Origin of the sequence: Streptomyces sp. DH10 (genome assembly GCF_029813805.1) — a bacterium.
GTDB classification, from domain to species: Bacteria; Actinomycetota; Actinomycetes; order Streptomycetales; family Streptomycetaceae; genus Streptomyces; species Streptomyces coeruleofuscus.
In genome coordinates, this window is the sequence record NZ_JARVKU010000009.1 from 282,029 (window position 1) to 306,098 (window position 24,070).

The 24,070-nt window shown below is 67.3% G+C and carries 19 protein-coding genes, 1 tRNA gene and 5 pseudogenes; 18 read left to right on the forward strand and 7 right to left on the reverse strand.

The features are described 5' to 3' along the window. Positions 1 to 98: 98 nt before the first annotated feature. Positions 99 to 1,085 carry a helix-turn-helix domain-containing protein gene (locus QC385_RS20965; protein ID WP_279542827.1) on the reverse strand — a complete coding sequence of 329 codons (987 nt, stop codon included), beginning with the start codon at positions 1,083 to 1,085 and terminating at the stop codon, positions 99 to 101. Between the two features lie 273 nt (positions 1,086 to 1,358). Here QC385_RS20965 and QC385_RS20970 point away from each other — a divergent pair. The 9 genes and pseudogenes from QC385_RS20970 (at position 1,359) to QC385_RS21015 (ending at position 10,127) form a co-directional block, all read left to right on the forward strand. Further along, positions 1,359 to 2,101, forward strand: a pseudogene (locus QC385_RS20970) (transposase). Between the two features lie 444 nt (positions 2,102 to 2,545). Continuing rightward, entirely contained in the window at positions 2,546 to 3,319 is a 774-nt protein-coding gene (locus QC385_RS20975; protein WP_279542828.1) for a hypothetical protein, read from the forward strand. A 635-nt stretch (positions 3,320 to 3,954) separates the two neighbouring features. Next, on the forward strand, positions 3,955 to 4,884 hold the full coding sequence (locus QC385_RS20980) for a glycoside hydrolase family 16 protein (RefSeq protein WP_336621311.1): 930 nt from the start codon (positions 3,955 to 3,957) through the stop codon (positions 4,882 to 4,884). A gap of 460 nt (positions 4,885 to 5,344) precedes the next feature. Next, a complete protein-coding gene (locus QC385_RS20990) occupies positions 5,345 to 5,932 on the forward strand; it encodes a TetR/AcrR family transcriptional regulator (protein ID WP_279542829.1) in 588 nt (195 codons plus the stop codon). After that, positions 5,929 to 6,306, forward strand: a complete 378-nt coding sequence (locus QC385_RS20995) for a hypothetical protein (protein WP_279542830.1) — start codon at positions 5,929 to 5,931, stop codon at positions 6,304 to 6,306. The genes QC385_RS20990 and QC385_RS20995 overlap by 4 nt, the downstream gene beginning before the upstream one ends. A gap of 657 nt (positions 6,307 to 6,963) precedes the next feature. After that, a complete protein-coding gene (locus QC385_RS21000; RefSeq protein ID WP_279542831.1) occupies positions 6,964 to 7,335 on the forward strand; it encodes a response regulator in 372 nt (123 codons plus the stop codon). Then, positions 7,335 to 7,709 carry a response regulator transcription factor gene (locus tag QC385_RS21005; RefSeq protein WP_279542832.1) on the forward strand — a complete coding sequence of 125 codons (375 nt, stop codon included), beginning with the start codon at positions 7,335 to 7,337 and terminating at the stop codon, positions 7,707 to 7,709. The genes QC385_RS21000 and QC385_RS21005 overlap by 1 nt, the downstream gene beginning before the upstream one ends. Positions 7,710 to 7,732: 23 nt before the next feature. Continuing rightward, on the forward strand, positions 7,733 to 9,850 hold the full coding sequence (locus QC385_RS21010) for an ATP-binding protein (RefSeq protein ID WP_279542833.1): 2,118 nt from the start codon (positions 7,733 to 7,735) through the stop codon (positions 9,848 to 9,850). A 204-nt stretch (positions 9,851 to 10,054) separates the two neighbouring features. Then, a tRNA-Gly gene (locus QC385_RS21015) sits at positions 10,055 to 10,127 on the forward strand. 1,064 nt (positions 10,128 to 11,191) lie between these two features. Here QC385_RS21015 and QC385_RS21020 read toward each other — a convergent pair. Next, positions 11,192 to 11,365 (reverse strand): hypothetical protein, encoded by a 174-nt coding sequence (locus QC385_RS21020; RefSeq protein WP_279542834.1) that lies wholly within the window; start codon positions 11,363 to 11,365, stop codon positions 11,192 to 11,194. 333 nt (positions 11,366 to 11,698) lie between these two features. Between QC385_RS21020 and QC385_RS21025 the strand changes: the two are divergent. Next, a pseudogene (locus QC385_RS21025) lies at positions 11,699 to 12,088 on the forward strand (DNA polymerase III subunit alpha); the annotation flags it as partial. A 186-nt stretch (positions 12,089 to 12,274) separates the two neighbouring features. Here the strand turns inward: QC385_RS21025 and QC385_RS21030 are convergent. After that, on the reverse strand, positions 12,275 to 12,970 hold the full coding sequence (locus QC385_RS21030) for a hypothetical protein (RefSeq protein ID WP_279542835.1): 696 nt from the start codon (positions 12,968 to 12,970) through the stop codon (positions 12,275 to 12,277). Positions 12,971 to 13,095: 125 nt separating this feature from the next. Further along, entirely contained in the window at positions 13,096 to 14,040 is a 945-nt protein-coding gene (locus QC385_RS21035; RefSeq protein WP_279542836.1) for a virginiamycin B lyase family protein, read from the reverse strand. A gap of 587 nt (positions 14,041 to 14,627) precedes the next feature. Here QC385_RS21035 and QC385_RS21040 point away from each other — a divergent pair. Continuing rightward, the gene (locus QC385_RS21040) at positions 14,628 to 16,217 is read left to right on the forward strand and encodes an ISL3 family transposase (protein WP_443032949.1); all 1,590 of its coding nucleotides are present in this window, start codon (positions 14,628 to 14,630) and stop codon (positions 16,215 to 16,217) included. A 26-nt stretch (positions 16,218 to 16,243) separates the two neighbouring features. On the opposite strand, the gene QC385_RS21045 is transcribed toward QC385_RS21040, so the two are convergent. Next, the gene (locus tag QC385_RS21045; RefSeq protein WP_279542837.1) at positions 16,244 to 16,723 is read right to left on the reverse strand and encodes a hypothetical protein; all 480 of its coding nucleotides are present in this window, start codon (positions 16,721 to 16,723) and stop codon (positions 16,244 to 16,246) included. Positions 16,724 to 16,962: 239 nt separating this feature from the next. Further along, positions 16,963 to 17,814: a helix-turn-helix transcriptional regulator gene (locus tag QC385_RS21050; RefSeq protein ID WP_279542838.1), complete on the reverse strand. Its 852-nt coding sequence runs from the start codon at positions 17,812 to 17,814 to the stop codon at positions 16,963 to 16,965. A 139-nt stretch (positions 17,815 to 17,953) separates the two neighbouring features. Here QC385_RS21050 and QC385_RS21055 point away from each other — a divergent pair, with 139 nt between their 5' ends. Continuing rightward, on the forward strand, positions 17,954 to 18,733 hold the full coding sequence (locus tag QC385_RS21055; protein WP_279542839.1) for an NAD(P)H-dependent oxidoreductase: 780 nt from the start codon (positions 17,954 to 17,956) through the stop codon (positions 18,731 to 18,733). Between the two features lie 487 nt (positions 18,734 to 19,220). On the opposite strand, the pseudogene QC385_RS44270 reads toward QC385_RS21055, so the two are convergent. Next, positions 19,221 to 19,531 (reverse strand): annotated as a pseudogene (locus tag QC385_RS44270) (DUF6207 family protein). 418 nt (positions 19,532 to 19,949) lie between these two features. Here QC385_RS44270 and QC385_RS21065 point away from each other — a divergent pair. The 6 genes and pseudogenes from QC385_RS21065 to QC385_RS21085 all read left to right on the forward strand — a co-directional run bounded on the left by QC385_RS21065 (position 19,950) and on the right by QC385_RS21085 (position 23,913). Next, positions 19,950 to 20,429, forward strand: coding sequence for an RICIN domain-containing protein (locus QC385_RS21065; RefSeq protein ID WP_279542840.1), 480 nt, complete (start codon positions 19,950 to 19,952; stop codon positions 20,427 to 20,429). A gap of 196 nt (positions 20,430 to 20,625) precedes the next feature. After that, the gene (locus QC385_RS21070) at positions 20,626 to 21,543 is read left to right on the forward strand and encodes a hypothetical protein (protein WP_279542841.1); all 918 of its coding nucleotides are present in this window, start codon (positions 20,626 to 20,628) and stop codon (positions 21,541 to 21,543) included. A 316-nt stretch (positions 21,544 to 21,859) separates the two neighbouring features. Next, positions 21,860 to 21,952: pseudogene (locus QC385_RS44080) on the forward strand (transposase); the annotation flags it as partial. Between the two features lie 259 nt (positions 21,953 to 22,211). Then, a complete protein-coding gene (locus tag QC385_RS21075; RefSeq protein WP_279542842.1) occupies positions 22,212 to 22,733 on the forward strand; it encodes a hypothetical protein in 522 nt (173 codons plus the stop codon). A 38-nt stretch (positions 22,734 to 22,771) separates the two neighbouring features. Further along, positions 22,772 to 23,118: pseudogene (locus QC385_RS21080) on the forward strand (hypothetical protein); the annotation flags it as partial. Positions 23,119 to 23,169: 51 nt separating this feature from the next. Next, a complete protein-coding gene (locus QC385_RS21085) occupies positions 23,170 to 23,913 on the forward strand; it encodes a class I SAM-dependent methyltransferase (RefSeq protein WP_279542843.1) in 744 nt (247 codons plus the stop codon). Positions 23,914 to 24,070: the final 157 nt, after the last annotated feature.

Here is a 24,070-nt window from a genome sequence, read left to right on the forward strand (position 1 = left end):
CCGCTCCGTAGTACTTTGACTGTCCGAAGAAGCGGGCGGGGTCTTCGTTCATGATCGTCCTCGGTCAGTTCATGTGTCAGGCGCTGCTTCAGGTCGGTTCAGCGTGCGGCCGATCCGGTCGAGCGGGCATATTCGGTGGGCGTTTGGCCGTAGTGTTTCTTGAAGGCGCGGATGAAGTGGCTGCTGTCGACGAAGTGCCAGTGGGCGGCGAGCTCCGAGACGCTCCACCGGCCGGATGGCGATGTGAGGGCGAGCCGGGCTTCTTCCAGCCGCCGGTGGCGGATGTAGGCGGTCACCGACTCTCCTACCGTGGCGAATGCCCGCTGCAGGGTGCGTACGGAGACGTTGAGCTCGCGTGCCAGCATCGTCGGGGACAGCTCGGGATGGGCGAGATGGCTGTTGGCGAGGTCCTTCGCGGCCCGGGTGAGTGCGGGAGCCAACTGTGGTTCCACGTCGTCGAAGCGGCGCACCGCCACGGCCTTGGCCAGTTCGATCAGGGTGCTGTGGGCGGCGTGCACACCGGCCGGGCCGAGATCGGTGGCCGTCTTCTGGATCATGCGCGTGTGGGCCGTCAGCAGGCGCATCTCGGCCGAGTCCGCCGGCCCGATGACAGTCCGGTTCCCGAGCAGGGATCTGAGCGTCGCGGAGGGCAGGAAAAGGAACTGCGCCGTGGTGTGCGGCGCCGTCTCGAAGGGCATCTGCCGCCCAAAGTGCCGGAAAAGGAACTGCCCGGTCGATACGGTGTGCTCGTCGCGATCGGGCAGGCCGCCCAACGTCCATGCGCCGCGCCGCAATACGTGGATCTCCACCAGGTCCCGATCGCCGCCCGCGGGGTCCGCGATCCGGGTGGCCGACGCCATGTGGAGATCAGCGATCACCACATCGCGCACCCGGGCGACGGATCCCTTGAGCCGGAAGTCGGCGATCGTGGCCGGGCTGAAGGCCGGCAGGGGGAAGACATCGCCGATCTGCGTCTGCCATCCACGACGGAAGGCATCGAATCCTCGCGGTGCGGCACCCGGGACCCTGGAATCCACGGCGAACGCCCCGGGCGCCAGGTCGGTCACCGATCCAGTGCTGTTCATCTCCGGTGACCCACCTCGTGTTCGATGTTCCGACGCCTTCTTGTGGCGTACATGTTCTGTCCCGGCGCCGCTGCGGTTCAAGTGCCTGCCGTGCCGAGTTCCTCATGCCGTGACCGCGAACGTTCACGGTGGCCACTTGCAGTGGCCACCGCCCCGATGATCGCTGCAATGACAGCCGTACCGAGGGCAGATGTCACGAATCGCATTGCCAGACTCATTTCGCCTCCTAAGGGCTGTCCCGTAACTGCTGGTGACGGGTGAGATGATCTTGCGGTGTCTGGTGTGATCACGGCGTCGGAGCCCTCCTGGATAGCCCCGTTCACCGGGCTGAGCCCGCGCCAGTTCGGCAAGCTGATCACCGCTCTGCGGCGTGAGGGCGCGGACCCCGGCGGTGCGCAAGGGCCGGCCCTGGAGTCTGCCGCTGGAGGACCGTGTGCTCCTGGCCGCCGCGTACTGGCGGACGAACCTGACCCTGCGCCAACTGGCTCCGCTGTTCGGGGTGTCCAAGTCGGCCGCCGACCGCATCATCGACCACCTCGGGCCCGCGCTCGCGCTCCAGCAGCGCAAGCGGTTCCGCAAGGACACCGTGCTGATCGTGGACGGCACCCTGGTCCCCACCCGCGACCACACCATCGCCGAGTAGTCCAAGAACTACCGGTACTCCACCAACCACCAGGTCGTCATCGACGCCGATACCCGGCTCGTCATTGCCGTCGGCCGGCCGCTGCCCGGCAACCGCAACGACTGCAAGGCATGGGAGCTGTCCGGCGCGAAAGACGCCGTCGGCAAGACCACGGTCATCGCGGACGGCGGCTACCGGGGCACCGGCCTGGTCACCCCGCACCGCCGCGAGCGCGGCCAGACCCTCCCGGCCTGGAAGTCCGCGCCCGCGTGGAGCACGTCTTCGCCCGATGAAGGGCTGGAAGATCCTTCGCGACTGCCGGCTGAAAGGCGACGGCGTTCACCACGCCATGCTCGGCATCGCCCGCCTGCACAACCTCGTCCTTGCCGGGTGACGCAGAAACCAGCTGGTCACCCAACACGTCAAAAGATCATTTAGGGGGCAGCCCTCAGACGAGGAAGCCACCGAGCTGTTCCTGTCCGGCAAAGCCCGACGGATCTTCCGCCTCTGACCGCATTCGAATCATCGCCGCGCCCGGGGGGCTTCGACGCTGCTTTGCGATCCGTGGCGTTTACGGGCGTGCGGTTTCGCCGGGAACGGAGCGGTCCAGGTTGCTGTGCGTGAAGCGGGTGTGCGGACTTCGCACGAGCCTTGACGAACGCTGGGGAGCAGCGGTCGTCAGCGGGTGCGCCACAGCGGCTTCTTGATGCCGTCGCTGTCCCTCTCCTTCAGTTATGGTGCGATACGGTTCACTCGCTACTGTTTGGGGTGATTCGATTGATGTCCGTGTCGTCCACCCAATGGATCGGACGCAGGGCATTTCATAGGCTGAGTCGAGGTGACCATGGGCCAAACGGACAGGACTCAGGTTTCGACGCGCATTGTGCGCATCCATCAGGGGATCCCGGTGTCCGGGTTGATGCACCGTGCCCGCCGCAGAATTAATGGCGTGATCGATGTGGTCCGCCTCGGGCTCGACTGTCTGCCCGATGGGCTGTATCAGCCAGTGCCCGGCCTTCCGGTTCGAAAGGCGAAGCGAGCGGTGGGCTGCAGGTCGCGTTGGGTGGCCATGGAGCCGGTCATCGAGCGGCTGGGCGTACAGAGCGCGATGGATGTCGGCGCGAACGTCGGCTATTACCCGATCAAACTGGCCAGCCGTGGAGTGCCGACCGTCGCGGTTGAATCCGTACCGAAGTATGTCCGGACGACGACGACAGCCGTGCGACGCAACCAGCTGGACAACGTCGCAGTGATGGAGCTCGAGCTTCGGCTTGACACTCTCTGCCTCCTGCCGGCGACCGATTGCACACTCATGCTGTCCCTGTGGCATCACCTGGTCCGACAACAGGGCCTGACCACCGCTGCACAGCTGGTGCGGGGAATCTGGGCCCGAACCGGCAAAGTGATGTTCTTCGACAGCGGCGAGAACGAGATGCCAGAGTCGTTCGGTCTTCCGGCCATGCTGCCGACGCCGGACGCCTGGCTCACCGAGTATCTGCGGGAGACCTGTAGCGGGGGGCACGTTGAGCACCTCGGGCGGCATCGTGCTTTCGACGCCGCCGGCCTGCCGACCGACCGGGCACTCTTCGCCGTAACACGGCAATCCTCATAGCCGAACTTGCCAGCGCTCCGGGCTGTGCTCAAACCGTGGTGGAGAGGCCGGCGGCCGGGTTCGAGGTGCCGCCTGAGGCCTCCCCCCTCGGTTATCTTCTTCGCGGTTCCGCAATGGTGCCGCTGGCCTCCGGGCCCGGCATGACTGTTGCCCTCTGCGGCGTAGTGGCGCTGCCAGTCAGCAGGCCACTGGGGGTTCCAGTGCTCATCCATGGCCTCCAGCGCGGCTTTCCACTCGGGGTGGCCGTCCAGGGCGCCGGGCCTGCGAAGGTTGGCCAGCCAGGTCCCTACCTCCTGACCTGCCCCCTATCTGGCAATTGCTTCGCAGAGGGCTGACCCGACTCCTGGAGTACGGGGTGCGCTCAGCCAGCATGTCGAACAAGACGACCTGCTGAAGACGACAAGGAAGACTCATAATTCACATGTTCGTGGTGTGACGGCGCGTCAGGCATTCGGGTGATCCGGCCACCAGGCCCTGTTCTGCGTAGGTTTTCCTGTGCCAGTCTCCTGACAGCGGTTCAGTTGTCATGTGCAACGCTCGGCGCGTTTCAACCCGCATCTGGGCCGCATGTTGTTTGCGCATGCGGACTGCGGCCACCACGCGCGTTGCCGCCCCCCACGAAAGGCAGTCCACCCATGACCGGATTCGCCGTGCCCCTGCGCCAAAAGACCGCTCTGCTTGCCGCGACCGGACTGGTCTGCGCAGGTCTTGCCGCCCTCCCCGGGCGAGCCGATGCCGCCCAAAGCGCGGCAGTCACGCAACCCGTCGTCGGGCAGGCGCTGTTCGACGACTTCAACTACACCGGCTACACCGATCCGCTGATCACCCAGCGCGGCTGGACCCTGAAGTCCGGTCAGGGCGGGCCCGGTGTTCCGGGCGCCACCTGGCGACCGCAGGACATCACCTTCGCCACCGAGTCCGGCAACTCGATCATGAGGCTCCGCTCCGGCAGCAACGGCACGGCCGTCGGCACGACGCAGACGGAGATCTACCACCAGCGCAAGTTCCACCGCGGCACCTATGCCGCACGCGTCCAGTTCAGCGACGCCCCGGCGTTCGGACCGGACGGCGACCGCATGGTGCAGACGTTCTTCACCATCGCGCCGCTGAACTACCCCATGGACCCGGACTACGGCGAGCTCGACTTCGAGTACCTGCCCAACGGTGGATGGGGCATCCCAGGCAGCGCCCTGCTTGCCACCTCGTGGGAGACGTACCAGGAGGACCCCTGGCAGTCCGTCGCCGTCACCACCCAGGAGCGCGCCAGCTTCGCCGGCTGGCACGACCTGGTCATCACGGTTGACACTGAACGCATCAACTACTACATCGACGGCAGGCTCTTCGCCTCCCACACGGAGCCATACCTGCCCGAGACGTCGATGGACATCCGTTTCAACCACTGGCTGCTCGACCTTCTGGGCACCAACAGCAAGCGGTCGCGCGCTTACGACCAGAGGGTCGACTACGTGTACCACCTCAAGGACCAGGTGCTGACTCCCGCCCAAGTGCAGGGCGTCGTCAACGACTACCGGACCAAGGGGGTGACGTTCGAGGACACCGTCTGAACCGGCGGGGCTTGTGGCTGGTGAAACGCGAACTCGGCTCGGATGCCGTGACAGGTGTGGAGAACATGCTGGAGTACGAGGCACGGGGCACCGTCTGGCAGGCGTCCTGATCGGATCAGTTCTGTAGCTCTGAGCTCCCGCGTGATCCGCTTACAAGATCACCTGCTGGTCACGGCACGACGCGACCAGCGACCGCGTGCCGTGGCCGACAGCAGAAACGTTGCCTGTTCAGTTGCGTCGTGCGCAGGGCCCGTCGCGCGACCGACGTGATGTGCAGCTCGAGGATCCGGTCCGCTCTGCCGGTGCGGAAGCAGGGCGGACAGCGCCGTTTCCGGGCCGCGGCCCGAGGCTCCGGTCACCTGGATCGCCGCGTCGGCGACCTGCTGAAGGGGGGCGGCCTCCTCTCGGCTAGCTGGACCTGGCGCATTAACCAAACGGGTCGTCCTGTATCGTTAATCGCATGACGCTTCGCAGTGCCCCGCGTGGGCGCCCCCGGGACAGCCGGGCCCATCAGGCGATCTTGACGGCCACGGCCGAGTTGGTGGCTGAACTCGGCTACGCCGCCACCTCCATCGGTGCGGTGGCGGCTCGGGCCGGCGTTGGCAAGGACACCATCTACCGCCGTTGGCCGGGCAAGGCCGAGTTGGTGTACGAGGCGGTCTTCACCCAGACCGAAGCAGCTCCAGCACCGGATACCGGCAGCCTGACCGGCGATCTCACCGCCCTGCTGGAGGCACTGATCCAGGAGTTCTCCACCCCGGCCGCGGCCGCTGCCCTGCCGGGCCTGCTGGCCGACTTCGCCGCCAGCCCGGAGTTGCAGGTCCGCATTCGCTCCGACTTCCTGGCCCCGGCCAAGTACGGCCTGGTACCGGTGTTCGATCGAGCTGTCCAGCGCGGGGAGGTCAACCCCGGGCTGCCGGTCGACCTGGTGTTGGACACGCTGGCAGGCGCTGTCTTCTTCCACGTCGGCCTGGTGGGCGAGCAGCCCAGCCGGCGGCTGGCCACGCAACTGGCGGCCATCGTCGGCCGCGGAATCGAGACCCGATGAACGCTTGGTTCCTCGCCGCTGGCACAACGGCCGGCACGGTCGCAGCCATCCATGCCATGGCGGGCGGTCGGGATGTCGTCCGGCCACTGCTGGCCGGCAACCTGCCCGATGAGCCCCGCCGTGTGCTGCACGCCGTCTGGCACATGGTCACGGCCGACCTGATTCTGGCCGCCGCTGCCCTGATCTGGCTGGCCCTGGGCAACCGCTCGGGCGGTGACACCATCGCCTGGCTCCTGGCCGCCCACTTCCTGGCCTACTCCGGCGTGTTTCTCATCGTGTCCCTGGCGGCCAGCTGGTCGAAACCACTGCTGCGCCTGCCGCAATGGACACTGCTGTTCCCGGTGGCGCTGTTGGCGGCGGCTGGCGCAGTGTGAACCGCAGGATCGCGTGGCCGCCATACCGTCGGTTCCGGCAGAGCAGATCCCTTAGAGTCCACTCGGAGAGTGGAGGCCACGGTGGTGCGCATCGGGTGGAATCCACTCCGGTGCGCCGTCCGGCCTGAAACCCACGCCTGAAGGGCGGACCATGGTGGCCGCGGCCGCGCTTGGCCTGTCGCCTGACCCACGACGGCGGCCCCGGGTTACCTGCCATGACATCCCGGGGCCGTCGTCACCGGCCGGTTCATCCGGTGAGGGGTGCGGCCCGGCCCGCGCCGGGGAGAGCAGATCCCGGACCGCCGACACGTCACGAGGCGTCGTGTCACCTGTTCAACGCGCACAGCCCGGCCGGGGACACGCGGGGCGTCAAATCCGATGACTTGTTTTCAATACGGCAAGGGCAGGACGGCCGACACCGTCTTGCCGCTCGGCACGATACTGACCTGCACATCCAGCGCCAGATCCTGCACCAAGGGCCAGCCGAACCCGTCCGAATGAATCGGGTGACTCTAAGGAACGTGGTCCCGGACCGCCGGGTGTGTCGTGCGTCGGCGCGCCGCCGTCCAGGGGCGGAACCTGCGGTGCGGATGCGGTATGTGTCCAGCGATGTGACATTGATCTTGAGAGTTCCTGCTCCCGTGACAGGAGGCCGTGGTGGCACATCCGCATGTGCTGGTGATCGAGGACGAACTGGACGTCCGGGTACTGCTGGAGCAGCATCTGCGGGCGCTGGGGTGCCGGGTGGATGCCGCGGAGTCCGGCGTGAAGGGCCTGGAACTGGCGGTCGCGGATCCTCCGGACATCGTGATCATCGACATTCTGCTGCCGGATATCGACGGCCGGGACATCGTGCGCCGGCTGCGCGCGGACGAGCGGACCAAGAGATGTCATCTGGTCGTCTCTTCCGTGCTTGATCCGCAGGATCTGCTGTATCTGGCGACGGAGCTGTTGGACAAGCCGTTCGGTCGTGCATCTGTGACGCGGCTCGTCGACTCCTACCGGACGTCCCAGGCCCCGGAGGACTGATGGCCCGTGTGCTGATCGCGGACGACGACGCCGACATCCGGGAGCTGGTCGGATTCAAGCTGACGCAGGGCGGCCACGAGGTGACGGCCGTCGAGGACGGCCTGCAGGCGCTGCAGGCCGTCCAGGACCACAAAGTAGATCTTGCCTTGCTGGATATCCGTATGCCGGGGATGTCCGGGCTGGACGTGTGCCGCACCTTGCGTGCCGATCCCGAGACCGCGGCGCTGCCGATCCTTTTGATCACCGCACGCTCTCAGGAAGGGGACGTGGAGGCGGGTTTCGCCGCGGGCGCGGACGACTACATCACCAAGCCGTTCAGCCCCAGGGAACTCGCCCGCCGTGTCGAGGCGGTGCTCGCCAGGGCCAGCCGCTAATGCCTGCCGGAAGCAACGACAAGATGAAGACCAGGAGCGTGCTGCGACCGCACCGCGACAGCGTCGCACGGCGCCTGGGCATCGCCTTCGGCGTCCTCACCGCACTCATCGCCCTGGTGGGGGCGGGCGCGGTGACCGGGGCGGTCATGGAGAACACCGTGCAGGACCGCATCGCTGACCGTCTGCAGCCGGCCTGGGCCGCCAACATGCGTCTGCACAACGAGGCGGTTCGATTGCAGCGCTCCGTCCGCGGCTACCTCCTGCTCGGCGACCGTGACCTGCTGGAGGACTACCGCCAGGCCCGCGACCGCTATCCCGGCCTCCTGGACGCGGTGCGCCGCCACGCCACGCCCGGGGTGGACGGCAATCTCGACAGCCAGCAGCGGCAGTTGGCCGCCTATGTTCAGATCGCCGATCGGCAGGCCAAGGCGTCGCCGAGAAGTGAGCAGGCAGTGAAGCTCGCCCGCACGGGCAGTGCCGCGTTCGAGCGATTCGCTGACACCAATCAGCAGTTGCAGGCCCAGCTCGGCAGTGAGATCCAGCGGCTGCAGGACCGCTCCGACACACTCGTCACCGCCGGTACCGCGGCGCTCGCCGCGCTGGTCGCCGCGGCCCTCCTTTTGTCCCTCTACACGGCACGACGCATTACCCGCAGCGTGGTGCATCCGCTAAGACAGGTCCAGCAGGCGCTTGGCCGGCTGACTGCCGGTGAGCACTCGACTCGTGTCCGGCCACAAGGGCCGCATGAGCTGCGGGCGGTGGCCGAGTCCGTCAACCAGCTAGCGGATGAAAGCGACCGCCTGCGCCGAATCGAGCAGGACCGCAGCCGGCTGGGGGAGATCGCCCGGCAGACGGGGGTGCGCATCCGCGAGCGACTGGACGTGGAGGACGTACTCGACAACGTGTGCGCCGGGATGGGTGAGGGCCTGGACGCCGACTACGTCTTTCTCCTGCTTCGTGACGGCGACAGCCCGCTGGTGCCCGTCGCGCGGGCCTGGTCCGCCGAGCGGGGCATCCTCGACACCGACGAGCAGCAGGCGCTACCGGGCATTCCCGCTGAGGTTGTCCGCGACCACTACCGCCGGGGAACAACCTGGGTGGTCCCCGACCTGTCCGGCTACCTCACCGACACCCGGCCGGTGCCCGGCGCCCCTGGTTCCTTCGGTGACATCGGTCTGCCGGAGGCCAACCGTGCGGCCTCGGCCCGGCTGGGCCTGCACGCGGTGGCGGTCGTCCCGCTCGGCGTCGCCGACGAACCCCTGGGGGCGATCTGCCTGGCCCGCACCCGCCCCGAACGCCCCTGGGAGAGCGTGGAGATCGAAACAGCGGAATCGATGGCCGGCGGCGTCGCCCGCGCCCTGCACACCTCCATGCTCTACGAGAACGAAACCCGCCTCGTGGAGGAACTTCGCGCGCTGGACCGCGCCAAGAGCGACTTCCTGTCCACCGTTTCCCATGAACTGCGCACCCCGCTGACCAGCATCGTCGGCTACATCGAACTCCTCAAGGACGAAGACACCGGCCCACTGACCGAGCCCCAGCACAAGATGCTCGACGTCGTCGCCCGCAACGCCCACCGCCTGCGCACACTGATCGAGGACCTGCTGACCCTCTCCCGGATCGAGTCCGGCAAGTACACCTCGCGCAAGAAGCCGGTCGACCTGTGCCATCTGGTGGCCTCCGCGGTCGATGCCATCCGGCCCGCCGCCGACGCCGCATCCGTCCACCTCCACGCCGACTGCCCCGGCCGGCCCCTGGTCTGTGAAGCCGACAGCGACCAGCTCGACCGGGTCCTGATGAACCTGCTCTCCAACGCCGTCAAGTTCACCCCCCAAGACGGGCAGGTCCGCGTCCGCGCCGCCCAGCAGGACGGCCATGCCGTCATCAGCGTCAGCGACACCGGCATCGGCATCCCCGCCCCCGAGCAAAAGCAGCTGTTCACCCGCTTCTTCCGCGCCTCCAACGCCAACGAAGCAGCCATCCCCGGTACCGGACTGGGCCTGACCATCGTCCGCACCATCATCGACAACCACGGCGGCACCACCGAACTCCACTCCCGCGAAGGCCAGGGCACCACCGTCACCGCCCGCCTGCCCCTCAGCGCCACCGACCAGACCACAGCAGACACCACCACCCACTGACCAGACGGTCTCGAACGGACTGCATCGAGGGCCGCAACGGTGTGCCTGTCGTATCTGCGGAGGCGGAGATCCTGGAGCGGCCAAGCCCCGCCGTATCGAGATCACAGGCGGAGAGTGACACACCGCTGGTGAGCGGCCCTGGAGCATGTGAGGGTTGCACTACATTGATCTTGAGCGTGCCGCAGAACACTGTAGGTGTGCCTCGCGCTGGTGGTCCAAGGAAAGACGCCCCACTTCCTGTGGGGAGATGCAGGTGCAAGGCCTGCCCGGCGCTCCAACAAGACCGCACCCCAGACAACCGGGGTGCGGTCTCTGCTTTGCTGACGTCAGCGAGACGCATTCGGGAACGTGCGGGAACCAGGCCTATGTGGGGTCGACTCACCGTCTGATCATCCCGAGGTCCAGCAGCGCAACCGCAGGCTGGAGGGCATGGACAGCGACGATGAGCAGCTGCTGCGCGGCCGGATCTACGGAGCCGACCACGACCACTCGGGCCCGAAGCCGGGACGCAGCTACGCTACGCCGCACTGGTATGCGGGCCGCTGGACGGATTGTTGCTCGACACCTACCAAGATCAACTCAACTAGCCGTCGAGCTCCACTCGAGAGTCCAAGGTGAGGTCAATGGCAACGGCGAGTAGCCCAGCTGGAGACTGTGCGAGGCGAACCTGCCGCTCTGCCTCACCGCGCTCGCGGCTGCGCCATCGCCGGGCCTCGGCCTCAGTGTGCCCTTGTAGCCCCTCGGTTGTCTCCTTGAGCGGGCCGGTACCTCACCTGAACCAGCGATAGCACCACACCTGTTGCACTCGATATCCTTCAGCGCCCTGGCGCTGAGCTGCAGGAAGGCGCCGTTATCCGCTTCGGGCAACACCACTCATCCAGAGAAGGTCCGGCGGTCACCGGGGAGTGGGCCGACGAGACCACCGCCCGCCGGATCTGGCGCAACTGGGTCGGGCTCTACGGCAGCGACGAGAGCGTGATCATCCGGCTCGTCGAGGAGAATGACGACCAGAATCAGGCGCTCACCGCCTGGGAGCACGGACGGGTTGTAGGGGCGGAGTCGAACGGCGAACCCAGCGGGCCAACATCACGCTGATGGCGACCAACGGCCATTCGACGTTCCGATCGCCCGAGCGGTTCAAGGCGGCTGACGGCGTCAGGCCGTCTCGGTGAAGTCGCCCAGACGCCTCCAATCCGAACCCCTAATCGAGTAGGCCAAGAAGTTCACCCGCTTGCCCTCCTTGATGTCGTAGTCGCAGCGCTTCATGCTGACGCCTCGGGTACTACAGAAGGGCGTGATGTTTTTGTTCGTTCCGACGTACTGGCCCATGACGTAGATGTATCAGCCGTCATTCCTGGTGTCCTCAACCTGGAGAACCTCACCATTCGGGAAGAAGGTGATTCTGGCGCCGCTGTAGTTGTGCTTTGCGGCCTGAGCGGTGCCCGCACTGAGCCCCAACATCGCCAGAGCCAGGGTGGAGGCGACCAGGGGTATCCTTAGATGCTTCTTCAACATATGCTCCTTTGTTCCTGGGAGAGGCCAAGGCTGGGTCGTCAGGCGCGCGGGTCGGCGCAGGCCAGCTTGACCCAGCCCTCTTGGCGGTATTGCCGTGGTGCCAGGTGCCGTACCAGTGGCTGATGTTGCCGTTCTTGTCGAGCCACGACTTGGTGATATGGCGGTAATGAACTCAGGAATGAGTCAATGATGTTCCGCATTCACCGTCAACTCTCTTTTCGCCTGGCGCAATAGTCGAGCATTTGGAGCGATGTTTGAGCGCACCACCAAGGGAAAATCGATGCGAAGAAGTCACCGAATTTCGCACCGCGCAATGGCCCCCAAGCGGAGACACCATCGACGGTCAGTGGAATGGCACACTCGGAAACACAGCTACGTGCCCACCGGTCGGGGAACACATCGTACACGCCCAAGCTTCGGCAACTAGCCGCGCAGGCCGGGAGGTTCGGGCCGCTGTGGGAGCTCGCCGAGGGCCTGGACGCGCTGCCCCGTGGCTACGCCATGCACCCGTGCGGGGTGCCCCTGTCCGATGCATCGCTCCTGAACCGGCTGCCGGTGCAGCCGACTCCGGCCGGCTACCCGATGGTGCAGGCCGACAAGGACGACATCGAGCTCGACGGCTACGGTCTTTTGAAGCTGGACGTCCTGGGTGTGCGGATGCAGAGCGCGATGGCGCACGCGGTAGCGGAGATCCGTCGCGCCACCGGCCGGGTCCTCGATCTGCAACACGATCTCGGCCTCAGTCGAAACGTGTGGGCATGGCAAAGGGGACGGGATCAGACATGACCGCAGACTACTAGTCAGCTGATCACGCGACTCCCCGTACTCGAACGCTGCCAAAACCACCACCTGGGGAATTACGTGACCATAAACCCTGGGGAGTTGCGCGACCGTAGACAACCGCCGAATTCAGATTTCCGGTGCTGTGTCGTTGAGGTAGTTCCGGGCGGTCTGGACGAGGGCATCCGCAGCCTGCTCGAAGTCGAGGGAGACATGCATGACGCTTTCCAGGGCGTTGCTCGGGAAAGTGGATACGTCGAGGAGTAGAATTTCGGCCTGATCGTCTGTCAGGAGTCCCCCAGTGGCGTGTGCCGTCTGTCGTGCCTGCTGCCGGGCGGCTCTCCAACGTGCGGCCGGGGACTGCGGATCATCGTTGTGATCTCGGCCAGAGCGGTTGTTGGTTTCTGTCAGCGTCTTGCGCTGGTCTGGTGAGGTCTCGGCGACGACGCGTTGTACGTCGCGGAGTGCCTGGAGGGCGACGGCGGCAGGCTGCTGGCTCTGTGCAGCGATGTGCAGGGTTCGCCAGGTCTCCATCAGGTCAGCGTCGTTGTAGACGAACTGGGTCACTCCGAAACCGGCGCCGACGACAGCGTCAGCTGCGGCGAGGACGGAGGGCGGTCCCTCGAGTTCGACGGCGATATAGGCATCTCGGAGCGCGCGGTGTACCTCGCGGAAGGGGTCGGGGTTCGCGCGACCCGGGACCTCCCGCCGTAGTGCTTGCCGGAAGGCGTGTGTGGCGGCGAAGAACCCGACGTACGCGGTGCGCTGGGCGATGCGGTTCTGCTGCTCCAGCGCTCCGGCGTATTGGAGCCTCGCCGTGGTCACCGCTGCACGCAGGGTGGCGTCGGCCTGGTCCTTACTGCCTTTACCCCGCACCGCCGCCCTGATACTCAAGGCTCTTGGTGGGGAAGCGAAGTCGGCGCCGCTGCGAACAGGCGGCTCGAGCCCTGTCAGTCCTGTCCGTACCCCGGGCTGTCCGGGGCAGGGGGGAAGGCCAGACCGGTCGGTGTGCTGAGGCCCGTGAAGCCGAGTGTCACCTGTCCTCCTCCTGTCTCGCGGACGCGCACCACGCGGTTGTTGAACCCGTCGGCCACGTACAGGTGGCCGTTGCCGTCGAGGGCGAGTCCGAGCGGGGAGTTCAGTCCGGTGACGGGAACGGTGCTCTGCCGGCCGCTTCCGGTGGCGACCTTCACCACGCGGTTGTTGCCGCTGTCGGCGATGTAGAGGTCGCCGCCGGTGCCGAGTGCCAGCCCGGTCGGCTGGGAGAGGCCCGTCGTGGGCACGGTCTGCTGGCCGCCGCTGTCCACCGCGACCCTGACGACCCGGTCGTTGACGAAGTCGGAGACGTACAGATGCCCGTCGGGTGCCCAGGCCAGCCCCCAGGGGTGCAGCAGTCCCTCCGTGGCCAGCACCGTCCGGCCCCCGCCGTCGGCGGCCACCCTCACGATCCGGTCGTTGAAGCTGTCGGCGATGTACAGGTTCCCGGCCGGGTCGACCGCGAGCCCCAGCGGGCGCGACAGATCGCCCGCCGGTACGACCGACTGCTCCCCGCCGTCCGGAGGCAGGCCGACGACCCGGTTGTTGCCGGTGTCGGACACGTAGAGCCGGCCGGCGGCGTCCCAGGCCATGCCGGTCGGACGCACCAGGCCGTCGAGGGGGACGGTGACCTGTTCACCGCTGTACGCGGACAGGGTCAGCACCCGATTGCCGCCGTAGTCGGACACGTACGGAGCCGGGCCGACGGGCGTGCGGGCGTCACCGGCCCGGACGGCGTCCGTCGCCCCGGCGGGCAGCGCGCAGAGCAGGACCAGTCCCAGCGCAGCGGCCAGCCGCCGGGACCACCTCCCGGCCGGCCCGCGGCCGCTCGTCGCCGATCCGGCCGTCATCCGTTCCATGACTCACCCGCCTGTGTGCTCCGACGGTCGGCCCCGTGCCGTACCCCCGCCGACCCTAGGAAGCGCCGCGCGCCGGTGCGGGAGCCACGCCACCGGGCCGTTCGCCCGCCACTCCAATGCCCCCCCGGAGCGCGTCGATCGGGGAGGCGCCACGCCGTAGCCCGGCTGGACGCTCCGGCCGGAGGACCTGGCGCGCTCTCGCCGTACCCGACCGAGCGCATCGACCAGACCGGCAGGTGCAGCAGGCATCAACCCGGCAGCCGGCCGGAAGCGTACGACCCGGACCTGACAGGGCCTCACCGGGCGCCCGGGGCGCGGCGCGGACGGTCGGTACGCCGGCGCACGCCAGGTCGAGGTGGATTTGCGCGGGGACGCGACGGCTGGCTCTATCAGTGAGTTCTGACACCGGTTGTCGATCGACGGCGACACCGCCCGGTGTTGGCGGAGAGTGGTATCGCTGAGTTTTGGTTCTGGTCCAACTTCTGTGGTGTGCATACTCCCTGTGACTGTTGATCTTGCTGGTAGATCTCGCGAGATCGTCTGGAAACTGCCGGTGCCGACAACGTTCGGGCTGATGGTTCTGGGCTGTGCGCGAGGTACTCCGGCTGGAAGAGCTGCTCTTCCTGGCGGATCCGGGGAGCAGGGTGGAGTCGGTGCTGGACGATGGCGAGGTGATTCGGGTCGGTGTCAGATGCCGGACGGCTGGGGCTCGGTGCCCGGGTTGTGGGAGCTGGTCGGGGCGGGTGCACGGCTCCTACCTGCGGTTTCCAGCTGACCTCCCCGTGGCGGGACGGCGGGTGGTGCTGCGGCTTCGTGTCCGGCGCTTCACGTGTGAGGACGTCTCCTGTGTGCGGCGGACATTCGTCGAACAGGTCGCGGGCCTGACCCGGCGATACAGCCAGCGGACCGAACGCATGCGGTCAGTTCTGGCCGAGGTCGGCCTCGCATTGGCCGGCCGTGCCGGTGCCAGGCTGGCCGACGTCTTCGGGGCGAGGATCAGCCGGAATACGGTCCTGCGGCTGGTCGACGCCCTCCCGGAACCCCAGCCACAGGTCCCGCGGGTGGTCGGCGTCGACGAGTACGCGATGCGAAAGGGCCGTGTCTACGGGACTGTGCTGGTCGACGTCGAGACTCGCAGGCCGATTGACCTGCTGCCGGATCGTGAGGCGGGCACTGTCGCGGCCTGGCTGGCCGAACGCCCGGGGATCGAGGTCGTCTGCCGTGACCGTGCTTCATTCTTCGCCGAGGGGGCCAGGATCGGGGCGCCCACTGCGGTCCAGGTCGCCGACCGGTTCCACCTGTGGCGCAACCTCGGCGAAGCGGCTGAGCGGTGTGTCTCCCGCCACCGCCCGTGCCTCCGTGCGACCTTCGTAGAGTCGGTGCCGGAGAAGGCGCCGGCCCCGGCCGAGAGCGGGTCGCCATGGCCGACCGGGCACCGTTTCGCCGATCGCACCCGGGCCAAGCACGCCACCGTCCACGCGCTGCTGGTTGCCGGCCACAGCCGACGCTCGATCCAGCGCCAGCTCGGCATGACCTACCGAACCGTCCAACGGCTGGCCGACGCCGCCAGGCCGGAAGACTTGTTCCAGGGGCAGTGGCAGAACCGCCCGACCAAGCTCGACGACTTCAAGCCCTATCTGCACGAGCGATGGGCCGAAGGCTGCACGAACGCCTGGACCCTCTGGGAAGAGATCAAGGCTCACGGCTACACCGGCGGCTACGGAGCCGTCCGCGCCTACCTCCAGCCGTTCCGCACAACCCCGACCGCACCAGCAGCCCGCCCGCCGTCCCCACGCACGGTCACCAGCTGGATCCTTACGCACCCCGATACCCTGCCGGAGAGCGAGCGCCTGAGGCTCAAAGCCGTCCTCGCCAGCTGCCCCGAACTGGATGCCCTTACGGGGCATGTCCGCGCGTTCGGGAAGATGCTCACCCAGCTCCAGGGCGACCAGCTCCCGCAATGGATCAAGGCGGTCCGCGCCGACGACCTGCCCAGCCTCCACACCTTCGTTAACGGCCTCGAACGCGATCTCGCCGCCGTCACCGCCGGCCTCACACTGCCGTGGAGCTCCGGCGTCGTCGAAGGTCACGTCAACCGGATCAAAATGATCAAGCGCCAGATGTACGGCCGGGCCGGTTTCGGCCTCTTGCGGAAACGAGTCCTGCTGGCGTCCTGACGGGCCCGTCACGAGCTCTGTTGGAGTCACTCCGCAGCCTGAGCAGGGGTGTCGTAGTAGCCAGGCCGTGCCAGCAGGACCGAGCTGAAGTGGTAGCCCTGCTCTTCCTCGGGCTCATCGTCGGCTGCGAACGGACGCCAGAAGCTCAGCAGCAAGTCCGGGGCAATGAATGAAGCATCGTCGTCAGGATCTTCTTCAATCGAGGTGAACTCGCCCATGCGCTGGACAACCTCGCGGGCCGGAAGCGCGAACACGTCCACACCCTGAAACAGCACTCGGTCCGTCTGGGACGACGGCCTTCCCAACTCGATGGCTTCAAGCATGTCTCGCATGCAGTGGATGCTGATCATCAGCCCGCTGGGACGGAAGACGTGCTGCCCCGGCCGATCAGACTCCGAGACCGCAGAGAGATCGCGGAGCGAGTCCAGCGCCGTGTTGGCCGCGTGCCGAGTCATGCCGATCCGCAACGGGCCAACGCCGGTCGGTGGGGCGAGGTCGAAGTCCATGTGGGCATGATCCCAAACAGGTCTGTCAACGAGTCACGAAGGGCCATCCAGCCCCGGCGGGTTACAGAGCGTGAGAGCTCTACAGAAGTTGGACAAGAACCCGAGAACGGACAGCAGATATACGGCACTGTGGGAGGCACCCCGCCGCACATAGAGATCGAACTGTCCAGCAGACACGACAGCGGCCGGCACCATCCCGGCTTCTGGTGTGTTGGGGTGGCGGTGGGGGCGTCGTTGAGTTACTCGCGGATCTGGGCGTTCACTGGGGGATGGGCGGCGTCACCGGTGTCCGCGCCCAGGCCGGCGAGCAGGCGCAGTCCGTCCTCGGCGGGGCTGCCGGGGGCCGCGGACAGCACCAGTAGCTCGATGCCTGATTCGTCCGGCAGCGCGAAGTTCTCCTGGTGCAGTTCCAGCAGTCCGACCAGGGGGTGCCGGTACGCCTTCTGTCCATGTGTGCGGGCGCGTACGTCCGCGCGGGCCCAGAGGCGGCGGAAGCGTTCACTGCCCATCGCCAGCTCGCCGATGAGTGAGGCCAGGCGGGGATCCTCGGGGTATTTGCCGGCGGCCAGGCGCAGGTGCCCGACCACGTCGAGGGTGCAGTTCTCCCAGTCCGCGTACAGGCCGCGCTCGGCTTCCTCAAGGAAGATGTGCCGGGCGGTGTTCAGGCCCGGCATCGGGCGGCCGTAGAGGAGTCCGGCGAGGCGGTTCCCGGCGAGTACGTCCAGCCGGTGGTTCATGATCAGCGCGGGGGCGTCGGCTACCAGGTCCAGGACGCGCAGCAGCTCCGGCCGGACCCGCCCGCTCGGTGCCTTAGCGCGGTGGCGGCGCTGCCGGGCGAGCCGGTAGAGGTGCCCGCGTTCGGTCTCGTCGAGGCCGAGGACGCGTGCGAGGGCGTCGAGGACCTGCTCGGAGGGCTGGGTCGCGCGGCCCTGCTCCAGGCGTACGTAGTAGTCGACGCTGACGCCGGACAGGTGCGCGACCTCTTCGCGGCGCAGCCCTTCGACCCGGCGGCGGCTGTCGGTGGGGATGCCGGCGGCCGCCGGGTCGACCCGGGAACGCCGGGTCCGTAGGAAGCTCGCAAGATCGTCCATGTGCCCAGTATGGCCACGGCGGGGGCCCGTGAGGGTGGTCCTGCCGTTACCAGGAAGTCCCGTCCGATGGATGAGGAGCCCCTGAACGCCGGGCGGCGCGGCGCCCAGGATCGGAGGCATCCGATCCGAAGGAGTTCCCATGAAGACGCTGATCGTCTATGCCCATCCGGAGCCGAAGTCGCTCAACGGCTCGCTGAAGGACCTCGCGGTGTCCACGCTGTTGAACGCCGGGCACGAGGTACGGGTGAGCGATCTGTACGCGATGAACTGGAAGGCGGTCGTGGACGCCGCGGACTACGGCCCCGAGGCCTCACGTCCGCTGAAGGTCGCCCTGGACTCGGGCCGGGCCTTCGACTCCGGGACGCTCACCGCGGACGTCCTCGAGGAGCATGAGAAGCTGCTGTGGGCCGACACGATCATCTTCCAGTTCCCGCTGTGGTGGTACACGATGCCCGCGATCCTCAAGGGCTGGGTGGACCGGGTGTTCACCTACCACTTCGCTTACGGCGTCGGCGAGCACAGCGACACCAAGTACGGCGAGCGCTTCGGCGAAGGCACCCTGGCGGGCAGGAGGGCTCTGCTGTCAGTGACCGCCGGCGGCCCGGAGTCGCACTACGCCGCTCGCGGGATCAACGGCCCCATCGACGATCTGCTGTTCCCGATCCAGCACGGCATCCTCTACTACCCGGGCATTGAGGTGCTGCCGCCGTTCGTGCTGTACGGCGCCGACCGGATGACCGGCGAGGACTATGCGGACGTCGCCAAGGCCTGGGAACAGCGCCTGCTCACCCTGGAGTCGACCGAGCCGATCGCATTCCGGCGACAGAACTTCGGCGACTACGAGATCCCCTCGCTGCACCTGAAGGAGGGACTGGAACCCGCGGGGCGCACGGGTTTCGGGCTGCACGTGCGCGGCTGACCGCCAGCGATGGAACAGGACCAGCTGAGGCGCGGACCCGAGAGCAGTCCGGAGCCGCGCCGCCCTCCTACGGGGCGGGGCACCCCTGCGCTTCAGTTCGGAGACCGGCGTTACGGATCCCGTCCCTGGACACAAGCACGCTTACGGGCGGGCCCGTCGGGTGCAGACAGCGTGCTGCTCAATTCTCGCGAACATCGAACAGTCGCCGATCGAGGTGCCTCCGGAAGCGGTGTATGCCTCCTGTCCATTCTCGTGGGCAAAGCCAACCGGCCTTCAGCGTCGGCGCGGATGTGGGCCGCGAGAGTGCGCAGGTCCTGGCCTCGTCGTCCCGCGCCGGTGGGCGGAGATCCTGGAGCGGCACTTCCCGCCGGAGCTCCCCGACCCGACCACACCACTGAGAAGACCGACCACGGCGCCGACCACGTTGCCGCTGGCCCGACCAGGACTCCGACCACGGCTGGTCAGCGGAGCATGGCTGCCCGCAGCGCTACGCGCCGGGCTCCTGACGCAAGTCAAGGAAGCAGCGCAGCCGTACACCGGGCTCGCCGGGCTCCCGAGTCGTGCGGTCCGCCGGTGCGATCACGCACTGTGCGGCGAGCAGCTCCTGGACCGCGAGCGCGGTTGCTCATCGGCGGCCGCGACCTCCACCACGGCCAGGCCCGGCTCTGCCACATGCGCATCAGCGATCTGCCACGAGGACGCGGTGGGAGGGGACCAGTTCGGGGCATGGACGCACGATCTCGTATAGCGAGTGATACCGATCGCGCGAGTACGTGGGCAATCAGCTCCTGGTGACAGGTGCGTTGTGCGTCGGTCGTGGTCCTACCGGATTGTGGTTCCCACGGACGGGTTGGTTCCGTGTGCCGGTGCGTGAGCTCGGGGTGAGCTCCGGCCCGCAGTATGAGACAGGCGCCTCGTCGGGAGAGCTGTCGGTTTCTCGTTCTTGCCGCTCTCGCGTGCCGTGTGGTGTTCGCTGTGCCCGTTCGAGTCCGGGGGTGCGCTGGCGCACCCTTGCGCCGCGTGCGGGACATCTGGGTGACGCTCGGTCAGGTAGTTCGAGTAGCGCCGTCCACTCGTTCGAGATCTCCCGGACAGGCTCTGACCTCGGGAAACGGCCGGTTAATCATGCTGTGGAGCAACCGCCGGCTCTTTACGCTGAGTTGCAGGGGCGGGGCGCCTGCTCCGGTGAAAAACTCTCGAGGCTGAGGAGCATGATTTGAGCGACCTCGTACTGCTCGCGGGCGGATCGGTGACGATGACCCACCACGTCACCGGAACCTACTTCATGTGCAACGACTGGCACGACGGTGTCGGCAACCACACCCAGACCTGGGCACAGGACCCCTTCGCCAAGGACAACAACTCGCACCGGTGGTTCCTGCGGCAGAACGCCGACGGCACGGTGCGCATCGAGTCGTACGCCAACCACCGCTGCCTCACCGCAGGGGCCAACCCGCCCGACACCGTGACCCTTCGAGAACGCACGGACAGCCTCAACCAGCACTGGCGGCTGGTCTCCCACGCAGAGCGAGGCAACGACTTCTACCTGGTCTCGGTCGTGCACCCGCGCTACGCCCTGGCCATCGCCGACCACCTCCAGGGCAACGACCGGCTGGTGGGCCTGACCCGCATGTGGGGCGGACCCAACCTCTCCCAGCTGTGGCGGATCTATCCCTCGTCCGAGGACCAGGGCTGACTCCCCACCACTACGAACGCCGCTGTCGCGGAAGTTCTACCTGAAGCGTGCCGGTCCATCAGCGGGTGGCCGCCAAGTGTCAGCCGGGACGGCGATGCAACGGCGGCTACCCGCAGACGGTGTCACTGGCAGTCCTCTGCCGTCCTTCAAGGGCCTGTGTCAGCTGCGTTCACCGGAAAACACGAGGAGTCTTCCCATGAGCCTGACCGCCACCCATACCTCCGCCGGCCCTCCGGATCCCCGCGGGCCGAAGTATCCCTTCCACATCACCAAGGAAGAGGAACGGCAGCTGCGCCTCAAGGGCGCCGAGGCCGTACCGTCGCTGGTGATCGGGCAGGCCACATCCTTCGACGAGTACGCCCGCCAGCTGATGATCCCGCCAGCCGTCATGGACCTGGCACGCAAGGCCGAGGACCTGCGCCTGTCCGCGTGGGAGGTCGAAGCGATGCGCAAGCATCTGGCCCCCGCCGCCGAACCCGGCGACAAAGTGGGGCTGCTGCGCCACATCCTGCTGAAGAAATACAAGAAGGACCACACCCATCCGCCCTACATTCGCGTCGCCTGCTCCGGCCGGGGCGACTACGACCACCTGGCCGCCAAACACGGCCACCTCCACCCCGACGACCACCCCAAGGGCGACATCGGCTCGCCCGTCGTCCTGGAGATCTGGCCGGCCCAGCACTACTCGCCCATCCACTCCCACGGCCACACCACCGGCATCGTCTTCTGCCTCGCCGGCCAGCTGGATGTCATGGTCTACGAACACCTCGAGTGGGACGCCCGCAAGCTCGGCCTGCTCACCCTCACCCCCGGCCAGTGCGCCTGGCTCTCCAAGGACAACTACGCCGTGCACCGGGTGTACTGCCCGATGGACGGCGGCGGCGGCACCACCGGCCCCGGCTACATGAACTCCACCGCCGATTTCGGCGCCAGCTTCCACGTCTACCTCAACCCCGACCAGACCGTCGTCCACGACAAAGACGGCGACAGCTACAACCGCGACTCCTTCGACTACATCGACGAGAAGTCCAAAAAACGCGGCGTTTTCGCTACCGAATCCGACCTCTCCTGGAGCATCCTCCGCCGCGTTCTGGCCAACACCCCGCTGACCTGAGAGCAAGCCAGATTCCGCAACCCGGCAGAATGCAGGCTTCGAATTGACAGGCACCACCAATTATCACCGACTCCGAACACACTTGGTCCTCTTGAGCAGCCGACGGGCCAGCGATTCGAACTCCACCCTGCGGACCCCCAGCCGCGCCGCTGGCTGCTCCGGCGAGCGGCTGCGCCCGGACGTCTTCTTCGGCCGCGGCCTTCTTCTTGGTCTTCTTCGCGGCCGTCCTGCCCTTGCCCTATTGAAAACAGGTCATCGGATTTGGCGCCCAGCGTGTCCTGGCGCGGGCGCTTCGGCGACGGCCGAGCTCCGGACCGGCAGCATAATCCGCCGCTACATCATCTGGCGGAACAAGCACGCCGCCGACGAACGGCTACGAGAAGTGGTCGACAGGGCGAACGTTGCCTGATGCGACACTAGGTCCCAGGCCGAGGACGGCCCAGCCGTGCGGTTGATCGTCATCCCGCGCTGGTCCGGGACCCGACCCTGCACTGGTCGACCGCGGCCGGCCGCACGCCAATGGCCGACTGTTGCACATCAGGCTGCTCGCGTCGCCGATCTTGGACTAGGCGGTGCTGGTCAGTGCCGGGGGCGGGAGAAGGGCGCGCGGCGCATCGCGGTACTCCAGTGTGGGCATGGCGCCGACCAGCTGCGGGCAATGATGAACTATGGCTACGGATGGTGCAGTTGCGCCCGGCGTGCAGGTTTGCTCTCTCAAGGTTGATACGCCGCAGCTGATCGCACCGGGGACCACTTACAAGATCGTCCGTTTCCCCTTCGGAGCGGCGGAGCCGACGGACCGATTCGAAATGCACCAGGCCGCCCAGCCGGACGGCTACGTGGTGAGTGACTGGGCGGCAGACGACCGCAGCGGCCTGATCTGGCCGTCCAAAGCCGGCTGGGGCCACCTGCACGCGATGATCCAGTGGGAGGCCGCCAGCGGCACGGGCGGCTACACCGAGCTGCGCGACCAGTACGTACGTGACCCGCTGGGCCTGACGCCCAACCCCAACGACACCACGGCGACCGAGCACCGCACGCCGACACCCGGCGGCCAGTTCTACGTCAAGAACCACGGCCTCTTCGTCGACCCGGGAACCCCGGTTGCGCTCCGAGTCACGCACAACGACGCCAACTCGCGTCTGTTGACCCTCGCCGAGTTCAAGCTCGTCATCCATCATGCCGCCTGACGAGCTCGTGCATCGTTGCCGGCAAGACGTCGAGCTCCCCGATCACCGAACGGAACACCGCGGCGGTCTGGGCGAACTACGCCGCTCTCGGCCAGCATCGCCTCGTCTACACGAACACGGTGAGCATCCTGGAAGCGCCGATGATCAGCCGGGCCATGGGCGGAGGCGAGGTCAGAGCAACGTGCGTCCTGCTCACGGCTGAGGAAGCGACCGTGCGGGAACGGCTCGCGCGACGCGAGATCGGCTCGCAGCTCACATCGAGCGTTGCCTGCGGAACGCACGGGAACTGGACGAGAAGGCTCCGGCGGGCACCGTCCGTATCCCGACCGACGGCCGGTCGGTCGAGGACATCGCCGTAGATGTGATCCAGGCGGCTGCTTGGTAGCGGGCCGATAATCATTGGACATCGTTCGGGCCGAGGGCGAAGGCTGGCGGCATGACGCAGGAGGATCTTTGGGATACCGATGCCGCCCAGCGCTACGACACCCCCGGTACGGGCATGTTTGCGCCGGAGATCCTCGGGCCGACCGTGGACCGCCTCGCTGAGCTCGCGGGCGACGGAGCGGCGCTCGAGTTCGCTGTCGGCACGGGCCGGGTGGCTATCCCGCTTGCCGAGCGAGGAGTGCCGGTCACCGGTATCGAGTTGTCGCGTCCGATGGTCGATCAGCTGCGCACCAAGGCGGACGAAACGACGATCCCCGTGGTCATCGGTGACATGGCGACCGCCGTGGCCCCCGGGCAGTACACGCTGGTCTACCTCGTCTTCAACACCATTTCCAACCTCCTCACCCAGGCCGAGCAGGTCGCGTGCTTCCGCAACGCCGCCCGCCACCTCACAACTGGTGGCCGGTTCGTCATCGAGCTCTGGGTACCCGAACTGCGCAAGCTTCCGCCGGGTCAGACGGCCGTCGTCTGGCAGTCCGAGCCCGGTTACATCGGTCTGGACACCTACGACGTCCTGAACCAGCACGTCGTCTCGCACCACATCCACTTCGACGAAACCAACCAGGCTGAGCTGTCGCGCGGCCCGCACCGCTACATCTGGCCGGCCGAACTCGACCTCATGGCCCAGCTGGCCGGATTCGAGCTGGAGACCAGGCACGCGGACTGGACCGGCGCCGAATTCACCGCCGAGTCGCGCTCTCACGTCTCCGTCTACCGGTACCAACCAAAGCAGTAGTTCCTCGGTCCGGTCCGGCGGCGCCCGCCGAGGACGAGAAGCCGCGACCGCGCCGTACGCAGGCCGACAAGTGGGCCCTCCCCACAGAGGTGGTACGCGAGCACTACCGCGAGGGATCCACCTGGACGGTCCCCAACCTCTCGCACTATCTGGCGGC